The sequence below is a fragment of the Flavonifractor sp. An306 genome (assembly GCF_002159455.1).
Classification (GTDB): Bacteria; Bacillota; Clostridia; order Oscillospirales; family Oscillospiraceae; genus Flavonifractor.
Window position 1 is genome coordinate 18,455 of record NZ_NFIQ01000012.1, and the last position, 22,256, is coordinate 40,710.

Consider the following 22,256-nt stretch of genomic DNA (forward strand, 5'->3'; position numbering starts at 1 on the left):
ATAAAGTATCAGTCTGAATGCGGGCCGTTTTTAAAGGGGGCGGAGCAATGCTGATTCTGACCAAACATAATTTACTGTCCTACCTGAAAGACAAGTACCCCCAATTTGATCAGCGCTTGCCGGTGGAGATCCATGCCATTGGAGAACAGGAAGAGGACCCTGCCGGGTTGATCAATTTTATTTTTCGGGTACGCAGCGGCAATGCCTCCATTATTGTCAAGCAGGGCCAGGAGAACATTCGAAGCGCACAGGGGTTTGAGTACCTGCTGCCGCCCTCCCGCAACCATCTGGAGGCCATTTCCCTCCGCCTGCGCAAGGCCATTGTACCGCAGTATGTGCCGGAGCTCTATTTGCTGGATCAGGAAAACAACGTCTTTATTATGGAAGACGTGTCCTATCTTCGGCCATGCCGCCAGGCCCTGGTGCAGGGGGAACAGTTCCCCGGCCTTGGGAGCCGGTGCGGAGAATTTATGGCCGCCACCGCCTTCTACACGTCGGAATTCTACCTGCCCCGTACCACCTTCCGCGCCCTGGCCCAGTGCTTTACCAACAGCGGCATGCGGCGGGTGATGGAGGAGTGGGTCTTTCTCCACCGTTCCCCCTTCCCGCCGCTCCCTGAGACCATGCCTCTGCGGGCGGGGCTGGAGGATCCGGAGCTTTTGGCTCAAACCTATCAGCTGCGCCACCGTTATATGAGTTCTCAGGAAGCCCTGATCCACTCCGACCTTCACACGGGAAACATCTTTGTCAAAGGACAGCAGATGAAGGTCATTGATATGGAGTATACCTTTGCCGGGCCCTGTGCTTACGACCTGGGGTATTTCCTGAACAGTATACTCAGTCTCTACTGCGCCTCCCTGTTCCGCACTATGCCAGGCGGCGGTGAATCGTACCGGCGGTATCTGCTGGAAGTTTTGGCCGAGCTGTTCATCCAGTACCGGCGCACCTTTACGGAGCTGTGGAGCAGAGACGCCAAACCGGATTACCGCGCCTGTATGTCCTACTGCGACGCATTTTTGGATGACCTCCTCCCGGATGCGGTCGGCTATGGTGCGCTGGCAGCCATAACCCTCAGCCTTTCGGGCCCGGATGTACTGGATTTTCAGGCTATTGAGGATAAGGAGAAGCAAATTCAAGCGATCCAGCTGTATTATACCATGGCAAGAACCCTCCTTCTGCTCCGGAGCTCTATAAAGTCGGTTTCTGATTTTTTAAACGTGGTCGTGACCTGCTCCAATCACTATGTAAAGCGGAAATAGCCAGAATAAAGCAGAGGCCCCCGGCACATGGTGCCGGGGGCCTCTGCCGTTTCAGAGAGGAAAGACGCTGCCCGCCGCCAGCAGACCCTCCGCCAGGTCGGGGCGATAATCCGGCGCGGCGGGGTCCAGGTTGTTGCACACCACCCCGTCGCTGCCCGCCTTGGCGGTGGAGTGGATATATCGGCCCTCCCCCAGGTAGAGGGCGATATGGCCGGGGAAATAGAGCAGGTCGGCGGGAGCCAGCCGCTCCACAGGGATGGGATGGGCGGGATAGCCGGAAACCAGCCTGGCGTCCCGGTAAAGGCAGACCCCGCTGAAAAACCAGGACATGAAGGTGAGGCCCGAGCAGTCGATGCCCTGGGGGGACTTGCCCCCCCAGCGGTAGGGTACCCCCAGGTAGGAGCGTGCCGCGGCGGTGACCCGGGCGCGCAGCTCCTCCTCCGGCACAGGCGGCGGGCTCTGGAGCCAGGGGGTCAGCAGACCGGCCTTGAGCCAGCCCCGGAGACCGTCGGGCAGCGCCACCTGCTGCCACCCGTCCCGGGGAGCGTCCAGGGGAGCGGTCAGAGCCCCACGGGGCAGGGTGGCCAGCACCGGCGCTTCCACCTGGGGGGCTGCGGTCACATCGGCAAAGAAGCCCCGGACCACCTGAAGGGGGCGGGAGCGCCAATCGCCCCCGGTGGTCAGCTGGGAGCGGAGGACAAAGCCCTCATAGCCGTAGTGGGTGCGGACCCGGCACCAGAGGTCGGGGCCATCCTCTAGCAAAATGAGGGGCCAGCCGCAGAACACCTCGTCCACCCGCTGGGCATCAGGCCGGGGCTCCTCGTACAGGGGACAGAGCGGAGCGGAGACAATCAGGGTTTCACCGTCCATAGAAAAACCTCGCATTTCCAACAAATTTATGCTATGCTGAAGAAAAGTCCTGTTTATGGTACATTGGAAAGATTATCCTAGTCATAGGAAAGGGGGAATGAGCTGTGCCCAGAAGCACCAATCAGAAGCTCAAGCTGCTCTGCCTGTGCAGGCTGCTGTGGGAGCGTACCGACGAGGACCACCCCATGACGGTGCCTGAGCTGATCCAGGGGCTGGAGGAGTGGGACATCAAGGCCGAGCGCAAGAGCATCTATGACGACATGGAGGCCCTGCGGGTGTTCGGCCTGGACGTGCAGAACCGCAAGGGAAAGGACCCGGGGTGGTTTCTGGGAGAGCGGCCCTTCCAGCTGGCCGAGCTCAAGCTGCTGGTGGACGCGGTGCAGTCCTCCCGGTTTATCTCCCAGCGGAAAAGCGGGGACCTGATCGAAAAGCTGGAGTCCCTGGCCAGCCACCACCAGGCCCGCCAGCTCCAGCGGCAGGTCTACGTGGACCGCCGGGCCAAGACCATGAACGAGAGCGTCTATTACACCATCGACAAGCTCCACTCCGCCATTGCCAACCACAGAAGCGTCAGCTTCAAGTATTTTGAGTACAACGTGCAGAAGGAGCGGGTGTTCCGCCGGGAGGGGAAGCGGTACGACGTGTCCCCGGCGGGGCTCATCTGGGACAACGAAAATTATTATCTGGCGGGATACGACCACCGCCACCGGGAAATGCGCCACTACCGGGTGGACAAGATGGCCGAGCTGGCGGTGACCTGCCTGCCCGTGGAGGGCGTGGCAGCGGACTTCGACATCGCATCCTATGCCCAAAAGCACTTCGGTATGTTCTCCGGCAAGGAGGGGCTGGTGAGCCTGCGGTGCGACAACCGCTTGGTGGGGGTGGTGCTGGACCGGTTCGGCCGGGAGGTGATCCTGGTCCCCGACGGGGAGGCGCACTTCACCGTCACCGTCCAGGCGGTGGTCAGTCCTCAGTTTCTGGGCTGGGTGTTCGGCCTGGGCGCGGGGGTGGAAATCAAAGCCCCCAACTGGGCCAGAGAGATGCTCCGCCGGCAGCTGGAGGCGGTGGCGGAGCACTACAAGGAAAAGACCTAGACCAAAGAGGCGGAGCCAACCGGCGGCTCCGCCTCTTTGCCGTCCGGTCAGCTCCAGCTGTCCCACACCTCCGGAGCGTAGCCCACGGTGGCCTGCTTGCCGTTGCGGACGATGGGGGTCCTGATCAGTTTGGGGTTGTCCAGCAGCTTTTCCACCTTATCGGCGTCATAGGCCAGGTAGTTCAGCAGCGCCGCGTCGGGGTGCTTCTGGTCTACCAGGGCCTCCAGCCCCACGGCGTTCAGCACGCTTTTCAGCTCCCCCGGACTGATGCCGTATTTCACCAGGTCGATGGACTGGAACTTGATCCGGCGCTCCTTGAACCAGCGCTCGGCCTTCTTGGTGTCAAAGCATTTGCTCTTGCCAAAAATCTGGATATTCATGGGCAATCCTCCTGAAAGGAACGTTTTTTCCATTATACCATCGGCGGCGGAGCGACGCAATCGGAGAAGGCCCTTAGAAAATTAAGGTATACTTTTTCCCCCGGTTGTGGTATACTAATACCATTGATTTGGCTTTATGCGCCCACGTGCGCTTGAATAAGGCAGGACATAGCGAGGATAACAGGGTACCGGGCGATGGATGGCCGCCCCCTTTTTCCGGCGAGGCAGGGCCGGAAAGAGCGGAGGCCCACCGCCTTTCTTTTGCGTGCCCACAGAAGGCTCATGTCCGTATATAAACTTACATGTTTCAATGAAAAAGGAGTGTAGCAGTACTTTTATGGCTGAAAAATTGAAAATCATTTCCCTGGGCGGACTCAACGAGATCGGGAAAAACCTGACGGTGTATGAGTATGGCGGCGACATGATCCTGGTGGATGTGGGTATGGGCTTCCCCGATGACGATATGTACGGCATCGACGTGGTGATCCCCGACTTTACCTACCTCATCAAAAACAAGGACCGCATCCGGGGCATCTTCCTTACCCATGGGCACGAGGACCACATCGGGTCCCTTCCCTACCTCCTGCGGGATGTGAACACCCCCATCTACGCCACCCGCATGACCGCCGGACTGGTGAAGCTCAAGCTGGAGGAGCACCGGCTGGTGAACAAGACCAAGCTCATCACCTGCGAGGCGGGGGAGACCGTGAAGGCAGGCAAGTTCTCCGTGGAGTTCATCCACGTGAACCACTCCATCGCCGACGCCTGCGGCTTCGCCATCAAGTGCGCTGTGGGCACCGTGGTCCACACCGGCGACTTCAAGATCGACCCCACCCCCATCCAGGGCGGGATGATCGACCTGGGCCGGCTGGGACAGCTGGGCAAAGAGGGCGTGCTGGCCCTGCTGGCCGACTCCACCAACGTGGAGCGCCCCGGCTTTACCAAGAGCGAGCGCAGCGTGGGCGACTCCTTCGATGCCCTCTTCCGGGGCTGCGAGCAGCGCATTATCGTCACCACCTTCGCCTCCAACGTGGACCGCATCCAGCAGATCATCGACGTGGCCGCCCGGTATGGGCGCAAGGTGGCCGTTACCGGCCGGTCCATGGAGAACGCCATGAAGGTGTCCACCGAGCTGGGGTATATGAACATCCCCGACGGCGTGCTGGTGGACCTGGCCCACATCAAGAGCCTCCCCAAAAACAAGGTGTGCATCATCACCACCGGCAGCCAGGGAGAGACCATGTCCGCCCTCACCCGGATGGCCTTCAACACCCACCGGCAGGTGGACATCCAGGCCGGAGACCGGGTGATCATCTCCGCCTCCGCCATCCCCGGCAACGAGAACTCCATCGGCAACGTCATCAATGAGCTCTACCGCAAGGACGCCGAGGTGGTCAACGAGCGGCTGGGCTCCCTCCACGTGTCGGGCCACGCCTGCCAGGAGGAGCTGAAGATCATCCACGCCCTGGTGAAGCCCAAGTTCTTCATCCCCGTCCACGGCGAGCAGCGGATGCTGAAAACCCACGCCAAGCTGGCCCAGCACATGGGGATGAATCCCAAGAACATCATCATCAGCGACATCGGCAAGGTCATCGAGCTCACCCCCAACTCCGCCAAGATCAACGGCACCGTGCCCGCCGGCCGGGTGTTCGTGGACGGCTACGGCGTGGGCGACGTGGGCAGCGTGGTGCTCCGGGATCGCAAGCACCTGGCCGAGGACGGCATGATCGTGGTGGTGGTGTCCATGTCCGGCGAGGACGGCGCGGTGGTGTCCGGGCCCGACATCATCACCCGGGGCTTCGTATACGTCAAGGAGTCCGAGGGCCTGATGGAGGAGCTGCGGAAGGTGGCGGTCAACGCCCTGGAAAACTGCCAGCGGGATAACATGAACGACTGGGCCGCCATCAAGTCCGAAATCAAAAACGCCATTTCCGGTTTCCTCTACAAAAAGACAAAACGCAATCCCATGATCCTGCCTGTCATCATGGAAGTATAATAGGACCCCGTTTCATCGCCCCCGGCGCAAGCTGCGCCGGGGGCGATTTTTTTGTTTGGTGTACCAAAACGGTCAACCTTTTGGGCAGGGACGCCGGGGGTGAGGAGTGAGGGAATTGAAAAATGAACGGGCACGGCTGCTCAGGCAGATGGAAAAGCTGGCCCAGTGCAAGGTGAACGACGCGGTAAAGCTGGCCTTTTTGGAGAGCGGACATCTGGAGCAGCTGGATGGGCTGGACCTGACCCCCCTGACCGAGTTCAAGCGGAACGACAAAGGGGGGTGCGAGGTCAAGCTGGTGGACCGGGTGGCGGTGCTCAAGCTGCTGGTGGAGCTCTCCGCCGGTCAGGAGGAGCAGCGGGCGGCGGAGTTCTTCCGGGCCTGGGAGGGAAAAGCGGAGGAGCGTGAGCAGGAGGGGACATGAGATTTCGCAGGTTTTCCCCCAGGCAAAAGCAGGTCCTCACCTGGTGGTGCGCCCCCAGGACCAGAGGACGGGAGGCCGTCATCTGCGACGGGGCGGTGCGTAGCGGCAAGACCCTGTGCATGGGCCTGTCCTTCTTCTGCTGGGCCATGCGGACCTACCGGGGGCAGTCCTTCGGGCTGTGCGGCAAGACCGTCACCGCCCTGCGGCGCAATCTGATGGCCTCCCTGCTGCCGGTTTTGAAAGAGCTGGGATTCCAGTGGGAGGAGAAGGTCTCCCAGAACCGGCTCACCGTCCGCTTCGGCGGGTGGGAGAACACCTTCTACCTCTTCGGCGGCAAGGACGAGGGGAGCGCCGCCCTGATCCAGGGCATCACCCTGGCGGGGGTGCTGCTGGATGAGGTGGCCCTCATGCCCCGCTCCTTTGTGGAGCAGGCCTGCGCCCGGTGCTCCGTGGAGGGGAGCCGGCTGTGGTTCTCCTGCAACCCGGAGGGGCCGGAGCATTGGTTCTACAAGGAGTGGATCCAGAAGCAGGAGGAGCGCAACGCCCTCTACCTCCACTTCACCATGGAGGACAACCCCGCCCTCTCCCCCAGAGTCATCCGGCGGTACGCCCGCAGCTTCAGCGGCACCTTCTACCGGCGGTTTGTGCTGGGAGAGTGGGTGGCCGCCGAGGGGCGGGTATACGACTTCTTCGACGAGAGCTACCTCCGCCCTCCACCGGAGGGGGAGATGGAGCTGTGGCGCATCTCCTGCGATTACGGTACCGTAAATCCCGCCTCCTTCGGCCTGTGGGGGAAGCGGGACGGGGTGTGGTACCGGGTAAAGGAGTACTACTACGACTCCAAGGCGCAGCAGCGGCAGAAAACCGACGGCGAGTACGCCGACGACCTGGAACGGCTGGCGGGGGGACGGGACATTCAGAAGATCCTGGTGGACCCCTCCGCCGCCAGCTTCATCGAGCTGCTTCGCCGGAGAGGGTGGACGGTGGAAAAGGCGGACAATGATGTGCTGGCCGGTATCCGCACCACTGCCGAGCTGCTGCGGAAGGGGGAGCTGGTAATCTGCACCCCCTGCGCCGACGCCATCCGGGAATTCTCCCTCTACTGCTGGGACGAAAAGGCGGTGGGAGACCGGGTGAAAAAGGTACACGACCACGCCATGGACGACATCCGCTACTTCGCCGCCTCGGTGGCGGCGGAGGGTGACAGCGGCTTCTTCGGCGGGCTGTGGGTGGAGCGGGGCAAATTCTAACCTACCAAAAGGAGCGTGGATATGGGACTGTTTCAGAAAAAAGAGCCGGGAGGCGGCGGCCTGGCCGTTCAGCTCCGGGAGGGGGGCAGGCATCCCTTCGGAGCGCTGGACGGCTACGTCCCCCTGCGGCACGGGGAAATCGCCATTTACCGGGCCATTCGGGAGGCGGTGCCCATTGTGGACGCCGCCATCTGGAAGCTCATCCGGCTGACCGGCGGGGTGACGGTGACCTGCCGGGAGAAAAATGCCCAGGATGGGCTGGACTGGTTCCTCCAGCATGTGAACACCGGCCGGGGACAGCGGGGGCTCCAGTCCTTCCTGGACTGCTATTTGGACTCCATGCTCACCTGCGGCCGGGCGGTGGGGGAGATCGTCCCTGACCGGCGGCGCACCGATATCGCCGCCCTGCTGTGCGGCAATGTGGCCGACATTGAGATCAAAGAGGGAGACTCCCCCCTGGAGTTTGCCATCTGGGGGAGAGACCTGGGGGGCATGATGCGGCGGCTGCCCCGGCAGGAGCTGCTCCTCTTCACCCCCTTCCAGCCGGAGACCGACAGCCCCTATGGGGTGAGTTTGCTCCGGTCCATGCCCTTTCTCACCGAGATTCTGCTGAAAATCTACCAGGCCACCGGTATGAACTGGGAGCGGATGGGAAATCTCCGGTTCGCCGTGGTGTACAAGCCAGGGGACACCCCCATGGACCAGGCCCTGGTCCAGGAGCGCAGCCGGCAGATCGCCCGGGAGTGGTCCGCCGCCATGCAGGCGGGCAAGGACGGCTCGGTGCGGGACTTCGTGGCGGTGGGAGATGTGGACATCAAGGTTATCGGGGCGGACAACCAGGTGCTGGACAGTGAAGTGCCCGTGCGGCAGATCCTGGAGCAGCTGGTGGCCCGCACCGGTATCCCGCCCTTTTTGCTGGGCCTGACCTGGTCCTCCACCGAGCGGATGAGCACCCAGCAGGCCGACATGATGACCAGCGAGATCACCGCCATCCGCCGCGCCCTGGAGCCGGTGGTGGAAAGAATCTGCGAGCTGTGGCTCAGACTCCACGGATACGACAGCCGGGTGGAGGTGGACTGGCTGGACATCAACCTCCAGGACCTGGTGGAGGAGGCCAGGGCCCAGCTCTACTGGGAGCAGGCCAGAAGTCTGGAGATGGACAACGACGCACGGGAGAAGGGGGAATCCGTATGAACGTAAACAAACAGGCGGGGGTGGACCAGGGGCTGGTCCTGGACGAGGCGGAGGTGGCGGCCATCAACGCCATGAGCCGGAAAACGCTGGAGCCGGAGGAGGTGTACGCTTTCGCGGTGCGGCTGTGCGACAATCAGGTGGACCGGGATGGGGAGCGCTTCCCCCCCGAAACCCTGGAGGAGCTGGCCCCCCTCTTTGTGGGCAAGAGCGGCATCTTTGACCACCAGTGGAGCGCCATGGGGCAGACTGCCCGGATCTACCGCACCGAGGTGGTGCGGGACCAGAGTGTGCTGACGGCGGCGGGGGACCCCCTGTGCTATCTGAAGGGGTACGCCTACATGGTGCGCACCGGGCGCAATCAGGACCTGATCGCCGAGATCGAGGGGGGAATCAAGAAGGAGGTCAGCGTGGGCTGCGCCGTGGCGGAGGCCCGGTGCTCCATCTGCGGGGAGAACATCCGGGACCAGAGCCGCTGCCCCCACGAGAAGGGCAGGGAGTACGACGGCAAGCTGTGCTGGGCCGATCTGGTGGGGGCCACCGACGCCTACGAGTGGTCCTTCGTGGCGGTGCCGGCCCAAAGAGAGGCGGGGGTGATGAAGAGCATGAGACAGAACATGGAGCAGCTGGAGCGGGAGGCCGCCCTGGGGCGGAAGTATCTCCAGCGGCTGCAGGACGAGGTGGTGCGCCTGGGCGGCCTGGCCGAGCTGGGGGTGGAGCGGGAGACCCTGCAGGCCATCGCCAAGCGGCTGGACGAGCCCCAGCTGGAGGAGCTGCGGATGGCCTTCCAGCGGCAGGCAGACAAGACATGGGGCCTGGAGCCCCAGCTGAAAGGCCTGGAGGAGCGGGACTTCGGCCAGCGGGACGGGGCCTTTTTGATCTGAGCACAGCGTGGGGGAAAAAGAAAGGAGCGGGAATATGAGCAAGATTTCGTTTGAGGGGATTGGCGAGACGGTGGCCACCTTCGCCTGCGGCGAGAGCGTGGCGGCCGGCCAGGTGGTCAAGGTATCCGACGGTGGTAAGGTGGATGTCTGCTCCGCCGGAGAGCGGCCCTGCGGCGTGGCCCTGTCCGCGGAGGACGGGTACGCCGCCGTGCAGCTGGGCGGTCTGGCAAGTGTGCCCATCAGCGGCGAGGGCGTGACCGCCGGCTGGTGCAAGCTCTCCGCCGACGGCACCGGCGGAATGAAGCAGGACGCCTCCGGCGGCACCGACTACCTGGTGGTGCAGGTGGAGACCAGCAGCGCCGTGATTTGCCTGTAAGAAAGGGAGGATGGTCAGATGAGCTATCGGTTCGACAATCTCAAGCTGGAAAAGGGTATGTACAACGAGGCGGGACGCACCTTTACCCAGGTGCTGGAGCGGGAGGACCCCTCGGAGCAGTACAAGGGCACCGCCCTGGAAGGGCTGGACGCCTATCAGCGGCAGCTCAAGCGGTTTGACATCAAGGTGAAGGGCGCGGGCAGCGACGCGGTGGAAAAGTTCTTCTCCACCAGCCAGTCCGCCGTCCTCTTCCCCGAGTACATCGCCCGGTCGGTGCGCCAGGGCATGGAGGAGGCCGACCTGCTGCCCCACATCACCGCCGCCGTTACCCGGTTTGACGGCATGGACTACCGCTCCATCACCTCCGTTCCCACCGATGACCAGAAGGCCCTTCGTCGGGTGGAAGAGGGCGCCGAGATCCCCCAGACCCAGGTGAAAACCCAGGACAACCTGGTGAAGCTCCACAAGCGGGGCCGGATGCTGGTGGCCTCCTACGAGGCCATCCGCTACCAGAAGCTGGACCTGTTTTCCGTCACCCTGCGGCAGATCGGCGCCCACATCAACCGGATGCACCTGGAGGACGCCATCGACGTGCTCCTCAACGGGGACGGCAACGGCAACCCCGCCCAGGAGTTCACCGTGGGCGACGGCACCATCGGCGGCTCCGCCGGTACCCTGACCTACGACGAGCTGGTGGACTTCTGGGCCCAGTTTGAGCCCTACGAGATGAACACCCTGCTGGTGTCCGGCGACATGATGCGCCAGATGCTCAAGATGGACGAGTTCCAGAATCCCCTCACCGGCCTCAACTTCCAGGGCACCGGCAAGCTGGCCACCCCCCTGGGGGCCACCCTGCTGCGCACCTCCGCCCTGGAGAGCGGCAAGCTCATCGGCCTGGACAAGCGGTATGCCCTGGAGATGGTGCAGGGCTCCGACGTGCTGGTGGAGTACGACAAGCTCATTGACCGGCAGCTGGAGCGGGCCGCCATCACCAGCATCTCCGGCTTTGCCAAGCTCTTTACGGAGGCAGCCAAGGTGCTGAAGCTGCAGTGACGGAGGAAATTTTAGCCATGGCCCAAAAGCTGGGCCGGATGGGCGAGGAGGAGCTGGAGACGCTGGAGGCCCTGTGCCAGGCGGCGGAGCTGGAGGTGGCCGGGCGGCTGCGGGAAGGCCTTGCGCCGGAGGATTGCGGCCCGGCCTATGTGCTGGGCTGCGCCTGGCTGGCCCTGGCGGGGCTGGCCGGCACCGAGACGGGCCGCACCCCCCTGCGCTTTACCGCCGGTGAGGTCACCATCCAGGAGGAGGGCGGGGACGCCCCCCAGCGGGCCCAGGCCCTCCGGCTGCAGGCGGAGACTGTGCTGGCCCCCTATCTGAAGGACCGGGGCTTTGTCTTTCGGGGGGTGGAGGGATGACCGGCGCCTGGGGCAGGATTTTGGAGAAGTACGGACAGCGGGTGACGGTATGCAAGGAGGGCCAGGAGGAGGGCGTACTCTGCCGGGCCTTCCTCCAGCCCGCCCTGGAGCGGCGGGGGGAGGGTTACCAGACCCTCCCTACTCCCCTGGGCCTGGTGCGCCGGGACCAGTGGATCTATCTGGGCGGGCCGGAGGTCTCCCTGGACGGACTGGGGGACGGACACGTGGCCTGGGGCGGGCACCGGTTTTCTATCCGGGCCGCCCAGCCCATCTATCTGGGGGAGGAGCTGGCCTACTGGTGGGCCCTGCTCAGCGTCCGGGACCCGGAGGAATGAGAGAAACGGAGAGAGCGTATGGACTTTGAGCGGATCCGGGAGCGGATGGCGGAGTATCTGACCGGGCAGGGCATCGACGCGATGTGCGCCTACCCCGACCAAAGACGGCTGCGCAGAACGGGGGCGGTGGCCGCCGTCTCCCTCCGCGCCTGCCAGGGCGGGCCGGGGGGCTTCCAGGACTATCTGGGAGAGCGGTACGACCAGGAGAGCGGCCGCTGGCAGGAGCTGTACGGCAGAAAAATGATGCTGACCTTCGGCCTGGACCTCTACGCCCCCCAGCCGGGAGGCGGGGCGGAAATTCAGACCGCCTTTGACCGGATGGTCCAGGCCCTGCGGCAGGACGGGCCCCCGGGGCTGCGGCTGGTGGAGCTCTCCTGCGGGGAGACGGAATTCGACCAGGAGGCCGGCCTGTACCGGCGGAGCGTGGAGGCTGTCTGCCAGGGCTACCTCTACGCCGTGACCGAGGGGGACGGGGCCTTCCTGGACTTTATTGTGAGAGGAGAGAGGCAGATTTGAGTATTACCACCCATGAGAGACCGGGCGTCTATTCCGATTATGACGCCTCCACGGTGATCAGCACCAGCGGCGGCGGGCAGACGGCGGGCCTTGTGGCCGTCTGCGCCGGCGGCGAGGCGGGTACGCTGTATGTGATCAACCGCTATGAGGAGGCGGTGACCGCCTTCGGTCAGGAGGAAAACCTTACCGAGCTGGCACGGCTGCTGCTGCTCAACGGCGCGGCCCAGGTGCGGGCGGTGCCTGTCACCGATGAGTCGGGCTATGATGCCGCCTTCAGCCTGCTGGCGGCGGAGGAAAACGTGGCATTGGTGGTGTGCGACAGCACCGACGTGACGGTGCAGCAGAAGCTGCGGGACAGTGTGTGCAGCGCCTCCGAGGCCCGGCGGGAGCGCATTGCCGTGGTGTGCGGCGGCACGGAGGAGAGTGTGGAAGACCTGGTCCAGCGGGCCGGACAGCTCAACAGCGAGCGGGTGGTGCTGCTGGCCCCCGGCGACGACGGCTGCCTGCTGGCCGCCGCTGTGGCCGGCGCCATCGCCGGGGAGAGCGACGCCGCCCTGCCCCTGAGCGGGGCAGAGCTGAAGGGGGTCAGCCAGACCCAGGCCCAGTACGACGACAGCGAAATCGACACCCTGGTGCGGGGCGGCGTCACCCCCCTGGAGCGGGTGGGCGGCGTGGTCAGCGTGGTGCGGGGGATCACCACCCGCACCAAAACCGGCGAGGTGTCCGACGCCACCTGGCGGGAGCTGACCACCATCCGCATTGTGGACGACGTGATCCCCACCATCCGCAATGCCCTGCGGGCCAAGTTCCAGCGGAGCAAAAACACCGAGCAGACCCGGGGCGCCATCCGGTCCCAGGTGATTCTGGAGCTGGAGAATAAGCTCAGCCGGGAGATCATTACCGGATACGAAAACGTCACCGTCCAGGCGGACGCGGAAAATCCCACCGTGTGCCTAGTGGAGTTCTCCTTTACGGTGGCCCACGGCCTGAACCAGATCTGGCTCAGCGCCCACATCACGGTGTAAAGGAGGATGGGTATGAAGGTAGCGGGATTTCCCACCAGCAGCGACATCTATCTGGAGATCGACGGGAAAAAGGTGGCGGTGGTGCAGAGCTACTCCGCCAAGTCCACCCGGAGCAGCCAGAACGTGGAGGCCTTCGGCGAGGACGAGCCGGTGGCCACCATCCCCGGCCCCCGCAGCTATGTGCTGGAGCTGACCCGGCTGTACGCCACCGACGAGGCCATCCGGGACGGTATCAACTTCCACGATCTGGCGGACTTCAATCTGGTCATCTGCAAGCCTGACCGGAAGGTGATCTACTCCGGCTGCCAGTGGAGCGCCATCGGAGAGACCGGCGCGCTGGGGGCCATGGTGGTGGAAAAGATCACCGTGGTGGCGGCCAAGCGGCTGGAAACCGCGGTGTGATCGGGAGGATGGCCATGGAGTCGATACTCAGCCGGAAAGACCGGCTGGAACTGGGGGATGGAAGGCAGCTGCGGCTGCTCTCCGCCCAGGAGGTGCTGGAGGCGGGCAGGGAGGCCGGTGAACTGGCCCAGAGCCAGGGAGAGCGGGCCCTGTGCGCCAATGCCTGCCTGCTGGCCCGGGCCCTGGAGCGGCGGGGAAAGCCCCTGTTTTCCTCCGGGCGGGCGGCGCTGGAGGGCATGAGCGCCCGGGAGATCGGGGAGCTGGCCCGGCGGTGGAATGAACTGGACCGGGCGGAAAATCCCTCTCCCGAGGACGGGGAGGAGGCCGCCCAGTCCCTAAAAAAAGCCTGGAGCACGCGCCTTATGAGCGCCTTCGCTGGCGCGTGCTCCGCACGTTTCAGGCCCTGCCCACCGAGGAGCGGGTCCGGAACATGAAGGCACGGGATTACCTGTGGTGCGCCCTCAACCTGATGCTGGACCGGGAGGAGCTGCTGGAGCAGCTGTGCCCCGCCTGCCGCCAAAAGGCGGAGGAGGAGCGCTGCCCGGTGTGCGGCGCCCCCGCCGGGACGGTGAGCGGAGGGCACAACGCCTCCTTTGATCAGGACCGCTATGAACGGCTGAAGAAAGGAGAAACGGTATGACGGACTATATCCGGCTGCTGCTGGAGGAGCAGGAGGATGGAGAGAGCGGACCGCGTGAGGAAGAATCCTGGCGTCCGAAGGAGGAAGGGCTTGCCCTTCCTCTTTCAGACGTTGGGGAGAAAGAGGCTTCGCACCCGGCCTGGAGAGAGGGGTACGAGCGCTCGGAAAACCAGAAGAGGCCGGGAGAGACGGCGGAAGATACCCGGCGGACTGGGGAGGCGGTCTTTGCTGTGGCCGATGGGGATTCCCCTGTGGAAAAAGGGGATTTTACAGAGGAAAACCCGCTCTGGCATAGAGAGACCGGCTTCCGGACAGAGGAAAGGGAGGCCCGTGGGGAAGTGCCGGACGCCCTGCGGCAGCTGTGGACGGCCCGGTGGCTGGAGGTGGGCACCGAAGAGGCGTCCGTTGGAGCTGAGCCGGATGGGCTTGATGAGATAGTCCGAAGCGCATCCGGCGGGCCGGAAGCGGATGAGACGGGGGAGGATTGGCTGGGGACGGATTGGCCGGAAGCAGATGGGCGAGCGGCGGAGTGGAGAGAGCTGGAGGCGCGGCCCGTCTCGTTGAAAGCCGTGGAGCCCGGCGGCGGCCAGACCGGAGGGACGGCGGCGGAATGGACCTACCAGGCCCTGCGGGCCAGCCTGGCCCAGCTGCCTGCTCCGCCCCGGGAGACCAGGGTGGTGACTCTGCAGAAGCCCGCCGGGACCACAGATTCCGGCGGGCTGGATCCGGAGGGACTGGACCGGCTGCTCCGCCGGGACGCCAGAAGATTTGACGGGGGGTTTCAGCTGCTGTGAGACTGGCATCCATGCGATATAAGGACTATGTATGGCCCCACAACCCCAGAATCTACTCCATCGGATTCCAGCGGGTGATGGGAGCGGCCAAGGTGCCCTTTGGCCGTTACCTGCTCCAGGACCTGGGGCCGGGCCAGCGGGTGATGGAGGGCGAGGGAGAGTTTGTGGGGGAGGACGCCTACGCCCAGTTCAAAAAGCTGGCCACGGTGTTTTACTCCGATGGGCCGGGATTGCTGGTCCATCCCGTATGGCAGACCTCCAATGCCTACTTTGTGGAGCTCTCCCTCACCCAGCAGCCCAGGTCCGACTATGTGAAGTACAGCTTTACCTTCTGGGAGGGGTATGACGGGCACAATACCGGGCTGATGGTCTCCGGCGGCACGGAGAGCGGGCAGAGTGGGCAGACCGGTACCTCCTCCGCGCCTACCGGTCAGGAGCAGTGGTATACGGTGGTGCGGGGGGATACCATGTGGGCCATTGCCCGGCGGTATGGCATGAGCCTGTCCGCCCTTGTGGCCCTCAACCCCCAGATCAAAAATCCCAACCTGATCCTGGTGGGGCAGAAAGTGCGGGTGGCCTGAGATGGAGGGACGGCTGACCTGCTGGGACGGACGGGAGATCGCCCTGCCCGATGTGACGGAATGGGAATTCCGCTACGGACGGGGCACCCCCTGCGACAGTTTTCTGCTCACCTGTTTGTGGGAGCCCCAGGGAGAGGATCCGCTGGCGGAGGCGGTGACCTTTACCGCGGTGGAGAACGGCGAGACCGTATTTACCGGCGTGGTGGACGAGTGCGAGCGGGGGTGGAATGGACAGGGATGCTTTTTGACGGTGTCCGGTCGGAGTATGGCCGCCCGGCTGCTGGACAACGAAGCCCTGGGTATGGAGTACCAGGTGGCCACCTGGGCGGATATCCTGCGAGACCACGTAACGCCCTACGGTATCCAGGCGCTGCCGGGGGCCAGCCTGCCGGCGGTACCCGGCTTTGTGGTGGAGACCGGCAGCAGCGAGTGGCAGGTGGTCTATGAGTTCTGCCGGTATTACGGCGGGGTCACACCTCGGTTTGACCGGCTGGGCCGGCTGACAGCCGCCCCCTGGCCGGAGGAAAAAAGCCTCAGGCTGAAGGAAAACGCCGCCATCACTGCCCTTACCCTGCGGGATCAGCGGTATGGGGTGCTGTCGCAGGTACTGGTACGGGACAGAACCACCCAAGCGGTGCAGACAGTGGAAAACAGCGGGTTTCTCCAGCGGGGCGGCCTGTGCCGCCGGGTGCTCACCATGCCGGGAAAGAGCAGCTATCAGGCCATGCGATACTCCGGCGCGTATCAGCTGGCCAGGTCTGCCGAGGAGCTGCGGCAGCTGGAGCTGGAGCTGCCGGGCTCCTTCCTGGCCTGGCCGGGAGAACTGGTGGAGCTGGTCACCCCAAAGGGGACGGCAAACGGCCTCTGGCGGGTGGCGGAGGCGGTGTGTGGACTGAATGGAAAAGGGCGCTATACCAGGCTGCTCCTGGGTGAGCCGGATGCGTTGAGATAGGAGGAAGGGAAAAATGTGGATTTCACAGCGGGGAGAGAAGGCGCAGAGACATACCGGAGGCGGGGCGGAGATGGGCCGGGTAACTCTGGCGGGAAATCCGGTGGGGGTTTATCTGGACGGGGAGAGGCGGGAACTGCCCATGTTTGGGCCGGGCGGATACGCCTGGCGGCCAAGCCTGGATCAGCAGGTACTGGTGATTAAGGCGGGCACACAGGAGGAGGCCCCCTGTGTAGTGGGGGGCCTGTGCCGTACGGACCTGGCGCTGGGAGAGGGTGAAGTGATGATTTATAGCCCTAAAGCCTCCATCCATGTGGGTGCGGACGGAGTGGTCAATGTGAGCGGGGGGCTGACGGTAAACGGAAAACCGGTATTGACGGCGGAGTGAGCCTATGGAACTGATGATACGAGACGGAGACTATGTGTCCGACGAGCAGGGCGGTTTCCAGCGGGTAGAGGGCAGCCGGGAACTGCTGCAGCGGGTGCTGTGGAAGCTGTCCATCCCCCGGGGGAGCTTTCCGCCCCTGCCGGAGCTGGGCAGCGAGCTGTACAGGCTGGGCCGGTGGAAGCCCTCCCAGCGGGAGAGCATCGCCAAGCAATACGCCGTTCAGGCCCTGGCCGACGAGCCGGAGCTGACGGTGACGGAAGTCCGGCTGGCACAGGACGGCAGGCTTCAGGTTCAGCTGGAGTGGCGGGGGGAGACGCTGACGCTGACCATGGAGCTGGGAGGGTAGAGGACAGATGACGATAGACGAAATTTATGAGCAGATGACACAGGCCTTTCAGCGGGAGACCGGGATTGCCCTCAGGGGAGACGGGGACATGGCGGTGCGGCTGTACGCCGTGGCCAGTCAGATCTACGGCCTGTATGTGCAGGCCGACTGGGTGAACCGCCAGTGTTTCCCCCAGACCGCCGGAGAGGATTATCTGGAGCTCCACGCCCAGCTGCGGGGGATCCAGCGGCGGGCAGCCACGGCGGCCCAGGGCATTCTCCGCTTTGAGAGCGACGGCCCTGCCGGAACCGACCTGGTGATCGCCAAGGGGACGGTGTGTATGACGGCGGGGGGCGTGCGCTTTGAGACCACCCAGGAGGGGGTGCTCTCCGCCGGAGCGGAATCTGTGGAGATACCCGCCCAGGCGGTGGAGCCGGGCGTGTCTGGCAACGCGGCGGCGGGGGCCATCCGGGCTATGGCGGTGGCTCCGGTGGGAGTGAGCCGCTGCACCAATCCCCAGGCATTTTCCGGCGGTACTGACGCGGAAAGCGACGAGGAGCTGCGTGAGCGGGTGCTGGATACCTACCAGAGGATGCCCAACGGGGCCAACGCCGCTTTTTATCAGCAGGGCGCCATGTCCTTTCCCCAGGTGGCGGCGGCTACGGTGATCCCCCGACCCAGGGGCATCGGTACGGTGGACATTGTGGTGGCCACCCCCACAGGGGAGCCCGACGAGGAGCTGCTGGAGCAGCTGCAGGCCTATTTTGAGGAGCGGCGGGAGATAGCCGTGGATTTGCAGGTGCGGGCCCCGGAGAAAAAGCAGGTTTCGGTAACCATCCGGGTACAGGCGGAGGAGAACCGGGATGCCGCGGCGGTCCGCCAGGAGGTGGAGCAGGCCATCCGCAGCTGGTTTGACGGGCGGCAGCTGGGGCAGGATGTGCTGCGGGCCAAGCTGGGGGAACTTACTTTTGACGTGCCGGGGGTCAAAAATTATGTGATTGACGCCCCCGCCGCCGATATCACCATATCCAGCGATGTGCTGCCCTGGCTGGAGGGCCTTACCATTTCAGAATGGGGGGCGGGAGCATGAGCGTCCATGGCGATTCCCTGCGGCAGCTTCTCCGGCCGCTGCGGGTCTACGAGCTGGAGGGCAGCGTCAACGGCGCTGAGCTGGACGCCCAGGGGGAGACGCTGGACCTGGTAGAGGGTGTGCTGGAGGAGATCCAGCGGGAGATGCTGGTGTGTACCGCGGAAGACCGGGGACTGGAGGCCATTGAAAGCCTGCTGGCCCGCCGCCCGGTGACCGACCGGCTGGAGGAGCGCCGGGCCGCTCTGGCCGCCCTGCTGCGCATTGGCGGGGACAGCTTTACCCTGAAGGCCATCAACGACAACCTGAAGGGCTGCGGCATCAACGCCGTGGCGGGCGAGACCGATACGCCGGGCAAGGTGACGGTCCATTTTCCCAATGTGCCGGGAATTCCGGATGGCATAGAGGAAATGAAGGCCATCATCGAGAGTATCCTGCCCGCCCATGTGCTGATCGAGTATGTCTATTGGTACGTGACCTGGGCCCTGATGGAGGAGAAATTCGATACCTGGGGCGATATTGAGGCCATAGGACCCACCTGGGAGGAACTGGAGAAGATGGTTATATGAAAAGGCGGCTCGCCGAGGCGAGCCGCCTTTTTGCGGTGTTATTGGGAAAAGCGGGTCAGAATAGCGTCCAGTTGGGCCTGGGTCAGGGTGCCCTGAGGGTCCAGCCGGCCGCCCTCCGACCAGCCGATCAGACCAGTGCCGGTGGCCCAGTAGAGGGAGTCGTCCGCCCAAGGGGAGATGTCCTCAAAGTCGTTGCAGCGGGCGATCTCCGGGAAGGACACGTCCCGGCCCAGCCGGGCGGCATACCGCCGCAGCAGGATGGCCGCCTCCTCCCGGGTGATGGGGCGATCGGGGGTGAAGAGCAGGCCGCCGGTGCCGCGGACCAGCCCCTCCCCGGCAGCCCAGCACAGAGCGGAGAGCCAGGGGGCGGTTTGGGGGACATCGGAGAAAGGCTGCCCTCCGGCGCAGGGAGGTGACCCCGCCCAGCTCCACAGGGCGGAGACGAACTGGGCCCGGGTCACAGGCACCTCCACCGCAGCGGCGGCAGGCACCAGCAGGGTGAGCAGCAGCAGGGCGGGAATCAACTGTCGCATGGCATATCCTCCTTTACGGAGAGCATACCATAAACTGGGAAACTATGCTGTCGAAGAAGGGCTACGCCGTAGGATCATAGGAACAGACCAGATTGCCGCCGGCATCATAGCCCCGGAGCCAGATGGAGCGGGTGCCGCTGCTGCTGCCGTCTGGTTCGGTGGGCAGAGCGCTAAGCACAGGCTCCCCCACCCATACGCCGTTCCCGGCGGGCGACCAGGAGATGGACACCCCCCGCTGGGCCAGGGCTTCCTGGGGGTCCTCTGAGAACCCCAGCCACAGGACCTCCCCCTCCAGCCGCACCACCGAGGGGTTGGTGCAAATGGCCAGAGGAATGATTTCCCAGTCGATTTGCGGCTCAAAGTACGGGCCTCCCCAGCTGTCGGTGCCTTCACGGTAGGAATAATAGGGGAAAGAACCGGTGGGACAGGGGAAGAGCTGCTGCCCATCCTCCAGGGAGAACAGGTCCAGACTGAACTGTGGTACGGTCCACAGCACACCGGCGGTTCGTTTGAGGTTTGTCATGGCGTATTGGTCCCCGGAGCGGAGCACCGCCCAGGCGTCGGCGTCCGGCTCGGCGTAATTGAGGCGGATGGGGCCGGAGGCGATCACCTCCCCGCCGGTAAAACAGTTGGCGGGGCCAGCCTGGCGGCAGGCCAGGGCAATGGAGGGCAAGGGCCGTTCCAGAGAGAGCCACAGCAGAAATAGAGCCGCCAGCAGAGCCAGGGCACTGAGGGCCAGCAGCAGCCGGGGGAGGATCACGTAACGGAATCGGCTCACAGCGGGGGCACCTCCTCCTGTAAGGTGATGTAGATGGTGACGGTCTCCTCTGTGGAACTGAGGGTGACGGTAAACTGACGGGCACCGGGGGTGGGGTCAACAATACACAGCCAGGCGGTGGAACCAAACAGGGCATCCTCATCGTGGGAGGAGAAAGAGGCATCTCCCGAGCCGCCGGTATTGTCTGTCCAGGCGGCGTCTGCCTGATCACCTATTATAGGCAGGCGCCAGGGCTGGTTGTGAATGGTCACCGGGCATTGGAGCTGATATTCCCACTCCTGTACTCCTTCCGGGTATTCCCAGGACACCAGCACCAGCCCGGCCTGGCCGGAGGGGGTGAGGGTGTAGCCCGCCAGTTTTCCGCCGCCGGTGGCAGCGCCGGAGATCTCCAGGGTGCCGTCACCGTCATAGGGCAGGGTAGCGGCCTGAGGAAACAGGCCGGTCAGGGCAAAAAGGCCGGTGTGGTTCCGGAACCCGATGATGAGGCTGAGGAGCAGAGCGGCCAGAGCCAGCAGGGCAAAGACCCGGGACAGCCGGGGGACCAGCGGGCTGTGGCAGCGGTCCAGCTGATGGCCCAGCTCATAGGGGTCTCCCATGGCCTCCACCGCCTGGGCGGCGGCTTCCTCAGGCGGGATGTCCCGCTCCTCCAGAGCGGCGGCGTGGTCCTCCAGATGGGCGGACAGCTCCCGCCAGGCCGCCTCCCGGGCAGGCTTCCAGCGGATCACCGAGCACACTTGGCTGCAGAACCGGCCTATGGTGAGCCGGGTGGGACTGCCGGGGGCGTCCATCAGGCCAGGGCCGGGGCGGACCCGGCCAGCACCGCGTTCACCGCCTGGGAGAAAGCGGTCCACTCCTCCTTTTTCTCCCCCAGCAGCCGCAGGCCCTTTTTGGTGATGTGGTAGTACTTCCGCTTGCGGCCGGTGGGCGCCTCCTTCTCATAGGACTCCACTGACCCGGTGTTCTCCAGCGTGTGGAGAATGGGGTAGAGGGTGCCCTCCTTCATGGAAAAAGTGTGGTCGCTCTGCTCCTCCAGCTCAGCGATCATCTGATAGCCGTACTTGTCGCCGGCGGAGAGCAGAGAGAGCACCAGCAGGGTGGCGCTGCCGTTGAGCAGGGATTTGTCCGCTTTCATGGAAGGACCTCCTTTCCAAAAAATATACCTCGGATCTCTAGGTATAGTATACCTAGAGATCCGAGGTATGTCAAGGGATGTTATTTCATCCGGCTGCGGAGGGGCTGACCCGTCCGCCAGCGATTCAGGTTGTCCAGAAACAGGCCAGCCAGGTTGTCCAGGGTGAGGGCCATGTGGTCATAGCCCCCGGCGGTGTGGGGAGTGATCAGCGCCCGGGGAGCCTCCCACAGGGGATGCTCCGGAGGCAGGGGCTCCGGGTCGGTGACGTCCATCCCGGCCCCCAGCAGATGGCCGCCGGAGAGCACCTCCGCCAGAGCAACGCAGTCCACGGCGGAGCCCCGTCCGGCATTGAGGAGGACGGCGTCAGGCTTCATCAGCAGCAGGCGGCGGCGGTCCAGCAGGCCGGCGGTGTCGGCGTTGTGGGGAAATACCAGGGCCACCACGTCGGCCTGGGGGAGCAGCTGGTCGATGGCGGACAGGGGATAGGTCTGATCAAAGCCCTCCACCGGCGCGTCCGAGCGGTGGAGCCCCACCACCCGGGCGGCGCCCAGAGCCCGGCACAGGTTGGCAAAGTGACGGCCGATATCCCCGGTGCCCCCAATCAGCACGGTCTTGCCGTGGAGGGACTGGACCGGCCCCAGGTCCTTCCACCGGTGATCCTTCTGCCCGTCCCGGTAGTCGGGCAGTCGTTTATAGATGGCCAGTAGTATGGCCAGCATGTGCTCGGACACGGCGGGGCCGTAGGCCCCGGCGGCACAGGTCAGCACAACCCCCTCCGGCAGCACGCCGGGGACCAGGTAGGGGTCCACCCCGGCGTTCCAGCTCTGGACCCATTTCAGATTTGGGAAGGTCTTGAGGTCGGAAGGGGGCACAAAGCCCATCAGGATGGTGATCCGCTGCCGCCAGTCCGGGGGGATATCGGTAGCTCCCAGCCGGTCGTGGGTGGGGAGAAAGAGGTGCTCCGCCTCCGGCGCGGCGGAGCGGAAGGCCGCCTGCTGGTCCGGGGTCAGGGGGAGCAGGTGGAGTATGGTTTCCATGGCACAACCGCCTTTCCGTAAAATACGGGGGC

The 22,256-nt window shown here is 64.4% G+C and carries 30 protein-coding genes; 23 read left to right on the top strand and 7 right to left on the bottom strand.

Annotation, left to right across the window (positions count from 1 at the left end):
• Positions 1-47: 47 nt before the first annotated feature.
• Complete coding sequence (locus B5F88_RS04345) at positions 48-1,259, top strand: phosphotransferase (protein WP_162612108.1); 1,212 nt, start codon at positions 48-50, stop codon at positions 1,257-1,259.
• Positions 1,260-1,310: 51 nt separating this feature from the next.
• On the opposite strand, the gene B5F88_RS04350 is transcribed toward B5F88_RS04345, so the two are convergent.
• The gene (locus tag B5F88_RS04350; protein WP_087342045.1) at positions 1,311-2,129 is read right to left on the bottom strand and encodes an NlpC/P60 family protein; all 819 of its coding nucleotides are present in this window, start codon (positions 2,127-2,129) and stop codon (positions 1,311-1,313) included.
• Between the two features lie 104 nt (positions 2,130-2,233).
• Between B5F88_RS04350 and B5F88_RS04355 the strand changes: the two genes are divergently transcribed.
• Positions 2,234-3,223 (top strand): WYL domain-containing protein, encoded by a 990-nt coding sequence (locus tag B5F88_RS04355; protein WP_087342048.1) that lies wholly within the window; start codon positions 2,234-2,236, stop codon positions 3,221-3,223.
• Between the two features lie 47 nt (positions 3,224-3,270).
• Here the strand turns inward: B5F88_RS04355 and B5F88_RS04360 are convergent, their stop codons facing one another.
• On the bottom strand, positions 3,271-3,603 hold the full coding sequence (locus B5F88_RS04360; RefSeq protein WP_087342051.1) for an arsenate reductase family protein: 333 nt from the start codon (positions 3,601-3,603) through the stop codon (positions 3,271-3,273).
• A gap of 337 nt (positions 3,604-3,940) precedes the next feature.
• Between B5F88_RS04360 and B5F88_RS04365 the strand changes: the two genes are divergently transcribed.
• From B5F88_RS04365 to B5F88_RS04465, 21 genes are all read left to right on the top strand, one after another.
• Positions 3,941-5,599, top strand: a complete 1,659-nt coding sequence (locus B5F88_RS04365; protein WP_087342054.1) for a ribonuclease J — start codon at positions 3,941-3,943, stop codon at positions 5,597-5,599.
• Positions 5,600-5,714: 115 nt separating this feature from the next.
• A complete protein-coding gene (locus tag B5F88_RS04370) occupies positions 5,715-6,020 on the top strand; it encodes an XRE family transcriptional regulator (protein WP_087342057.1) in 306 nt (101 codons plus the stop codon).
• Entirely contained in the window at positions 6,017-7,270 is a 1,254-nt protein-coding gene (locus tag B5F88_RS04375; protein ID WP_087342060.1) for a PBSX family phage terminase large subunit, read from the top strand. Before B5F88_RS04370 ends, B5F88_RS04375 begins: the two co-directional genes overlap by 4 nt.
• A 21-nt stretch (positions 7,271-7,291) precedes the next feature.
• On the top strand, positions 7,292-8,464 hold the full coding sequence (locus B5F88_RS04380) for a phage portal protein (RefSeq protein ID WP_087342062.1): 1,173 nt from the start codon (positions 7,292-7,294) through the stop codon (positions 8,462-8,464).
• On the top strand, positions 8,461-9,345 hold the full coding sequence (locus B5F88_RS04385; RefSeq protein WP_087342065.1) for a hypothetical protein: 885 nt from the start codon (positions 8,461-8,463) through the stop codon (positions 9,343-9,345). The genes B5F88_RS04380 and B5F88_RS04385 overlap by 4 nt, the downstream gene beginning before the upstream one ends.
• Positions 9,346-9,379: 34 nt before the next feature.
• Complete coding sequence (locus tag B5F88_RS04390; protein ID WP_087342068.1) at positions 9,380-9,721, top strand: hypothetical protein; 342 nt, start codon at positions 9,380-9,382, stop codon at positions 9,719-9,721.
• An 18-nt stretch (positions 9,722-9,739) separates the two neighbouring features.
• On the top strand, positions 9,740-10,774 hold the full coding sequence (locus B5F88_RS04395; RefSeq protein ID WP_087342071.1) for a hypothetical protein: 1,035 nt from the start codon (positions 9,740-9,742) through the stop codon (positions 10,772-10,774).
• 17 nt (positions 10,775-10,791) lie between these two features.
• Complete coding sequence (locus B5F88_RS04400; RefSeq protein ID WP_242959630.1) at positions 10,792-11,133, top strand: hypothetical protein; 342 nt, start codon at positions 10,792-10,794, stop codon at positions 11,131-11,133.
• Positions 11,130-11,468 (top strand): hypothetical protein, encoded by a 339-nt coding sequence (locus B5F88_RS04405; protein WP_087342076.1) that lies wholly within the window; start codon positions 11,130-11,132, stop codon positions 11,466-11,468. The genes B5F88_RS04400 and B5F88_RS04405 overlap by 4 nt, the downstream gene beginning before the upstream one ends.
• Before the next feature lie 18 nt (positions 11,469-11,486).
• Positions 11,487-11,984, top strand: coding sequence for a hypothetical protein (locus B5F88_RS04410; RefSeq protein WP_087342079.1), 498 nt, complete (start codon positions 11,487-11,489; stop codon positions 11,982-11,984).
• Entirely contained in the window at positions 11,981-13,009 is a 1,029-nt protein-coding gene (locus B5F88_RS04415) for a phage tail sheath C-terminal domain-containing protein (protein WP_087342081.1), read from the top strand. Before B5F88_RS04410 ends, B5F88_RS04415 begins: the two co-directional genes overlap by 4 nt.
• 12 nt (positions 13,010-13,021) lie before the next feature.
• Positions 13,022-13,411: a hypothetical protein gene (locus B5F88_RS04420; protein WP_087342084.1), complete on the top strand. Its 390-nt coding sequence runs from the start codon at positions 13,022-13,024 to the stop codon at positions 13,409-13,411.
• A gap of 14 nt (positions 13,412-13,425) precedes the next feature.
• Positions 13,426-13,845 (top strand): hypothetical protein, encoded by a 420-nt coding sequence (locus B5F88_RS04425; RefSeq protein ID WP_207754458.1) that lies wholly within the window; start codon positions 13,426-13,428, stop codon positions 13,843-13,845.
• Positions 13,842-14,051, top strand: coding sequence for a molybdopterin oxidoreductase (locus B5F88_RS04430; RefSeq protein ID WP_087342086.1), 210 nt, complete (start codon positions 13,842-13,844; stop codon positions 14,049-14,051). Before B5F88_RS04425 ends, B5F88_RS04430 begins: the two co-directional genes overlap by 4 nt.
• Complete coding sequence (locus B5F88_RS04435) at positions 14,048-14,845, top strand: hypothetical protein (protein WP_087342089.1); 798 nt, start codon at positions 14,048-14,050, stop codon at positions 14,843-14,845. The genes B5F88_RS04430 and B5F88_RS04435 overlap by 4 nt, the downstream gene beginning before the upstream one ends.
• On the top strand, positions 14,842-15,426 hold the full coding sequence (locus tag B5F88_RS04440; RefSeq protein WP_242959631.1) for a LysM peptidoglycan-binding domain-containing protein: 585 nt from the start codon (positions 14,842-14,844) through the stop codon (positions 15,424-15,426). Before B5F88_RS04435 ends, B5F88_RS04440 begins: the two co-directional genes overlap by 4 nt.
• A 1-nt stretch (position 15,427) precedes the next feature.
• Positions 15,428-16,378, top strand: a complete 951-nt coding sequence (locus tag B5F88_RS04445) for a hypothetical protein (protein WP_087342095.1) — start codon at positions 15,428-15,430, stop codon at positions 16,376-16,378.
• A gap of 13 nt (positions 16,379-16,391) precedes the next feature.
• A complete protein-coding gene (locus B5F88_RS04450) occupies positions 16,392-16,763 on the top strand; it encodes a hypothetical protein (protein WP_087342098.1) in 372 nt (123 codons plus the stop codon).
• Between the two features lie 4 nt (positions 16,764-16,767).
• A complete protein-coding gene (locus tag B5F88_RS04455; RefSeq protein WP_087342100.1) occupies positions 16,768-17,109 on the top strand; it encodes a hypothetical protein in 342 nt (113 codons plus the stop codon).
• Positions 17,110-17,116: 7 nt separating this feature from the next.
• Positions 17,117-18,178: a baseplate J/gp47 family protein gene (locus B5F88_RS04460; RefSeq protein WP_087342103.1), complete on the top strand. Its 1,062-nt coding sequence runs from the start codon at positions 17,117-17,119 to the stop codon at positions 18,176-18,178.
• A complete protein-coding gene (locus B5F88_RS04465; protein ID WP_087342187.1) occupies positions 18,175-18,744 on the top strand; it encodes a DUF2313 domain-containing protein in 570 nt (189 codons plus the stop codon). Before B5F88_RS04460 ends, B5F88_RS04465 begins: the two co-directional genes overlap by 4 nt.
• 38 nt (positions 18,745-18,782) lie before the next feature.
• Here B5F88_RS04465 and B5F88_RS04470 read toward each other — a convergent pair whose 3' ends face one another.
• The 5 genes from B5F88_RS04470 to B5F88_RS04490 form a co-directional block, all read right to left on the bottom strand.
• Entirely contained in the window at positions 18,783-19,277 is a 495-nt protein-coding gene (locus B5F88_RS04470; protein WP_087342106.1) for an S-layer homology domain-containing protein, read from the bottom strand.
• A gap of 61 nt (positions 19,278-19,338) precedes the next feature.
• A complete protein-coding gene (locus tag B5F88_RS04475) occupies positions 19,339-20,055 on the bottom strand; it encodes a hypothetical protein (RefSeq protein WP_087342108.1) in 717 nt (238 codons plus the stop codon).
• On the bottom strand, positions 20,052-20,906 hold the full coding sequence (locus tag B5F88_RS04480) for a permease prefix domain 1-containing protein (protein WP_162612109.1): 855 nt from the start codon (positions 20,904-20,906) through the stop codon (positions 20,052-20,054). Before B5F88_RS04480 ends, B5F88_RS04475 begins: the two co-directional genes overlap by 4 nt.
• The gene (locus B5F88_RS04485; RefSeq protein WP_087342113.1) at positions 20,843-21,187 is read right to left on the bottom strand and encodes a PadR family transcriptional regulator; all 345 of its coding nucleotides are present in this window, start codon (positions 21,185-21,187) and stop codon (positions 20,843-20,845) included. The genes B5F88_RS04480 and B5F88_RS04485 overlap by 64 nt, the downstream gene beginning before the upstream one ends.
• Before the next feature lie 80 nt (positions 21,188-21,267).
• Positions 21,268-22,224 (bottom strand): D-2-hydroxyacid dehydrogenase, encoded by a 957-nt coding sequence (locus B5F88_RS04490; RefSeq protein ID WP_087342116.1) that lies wholly within the window; start codon positions 22,222-22,224, stop codon positions 21,268-21,270.
• Positions 22,225-22,256: the final 32 nt, after the last annotated feature.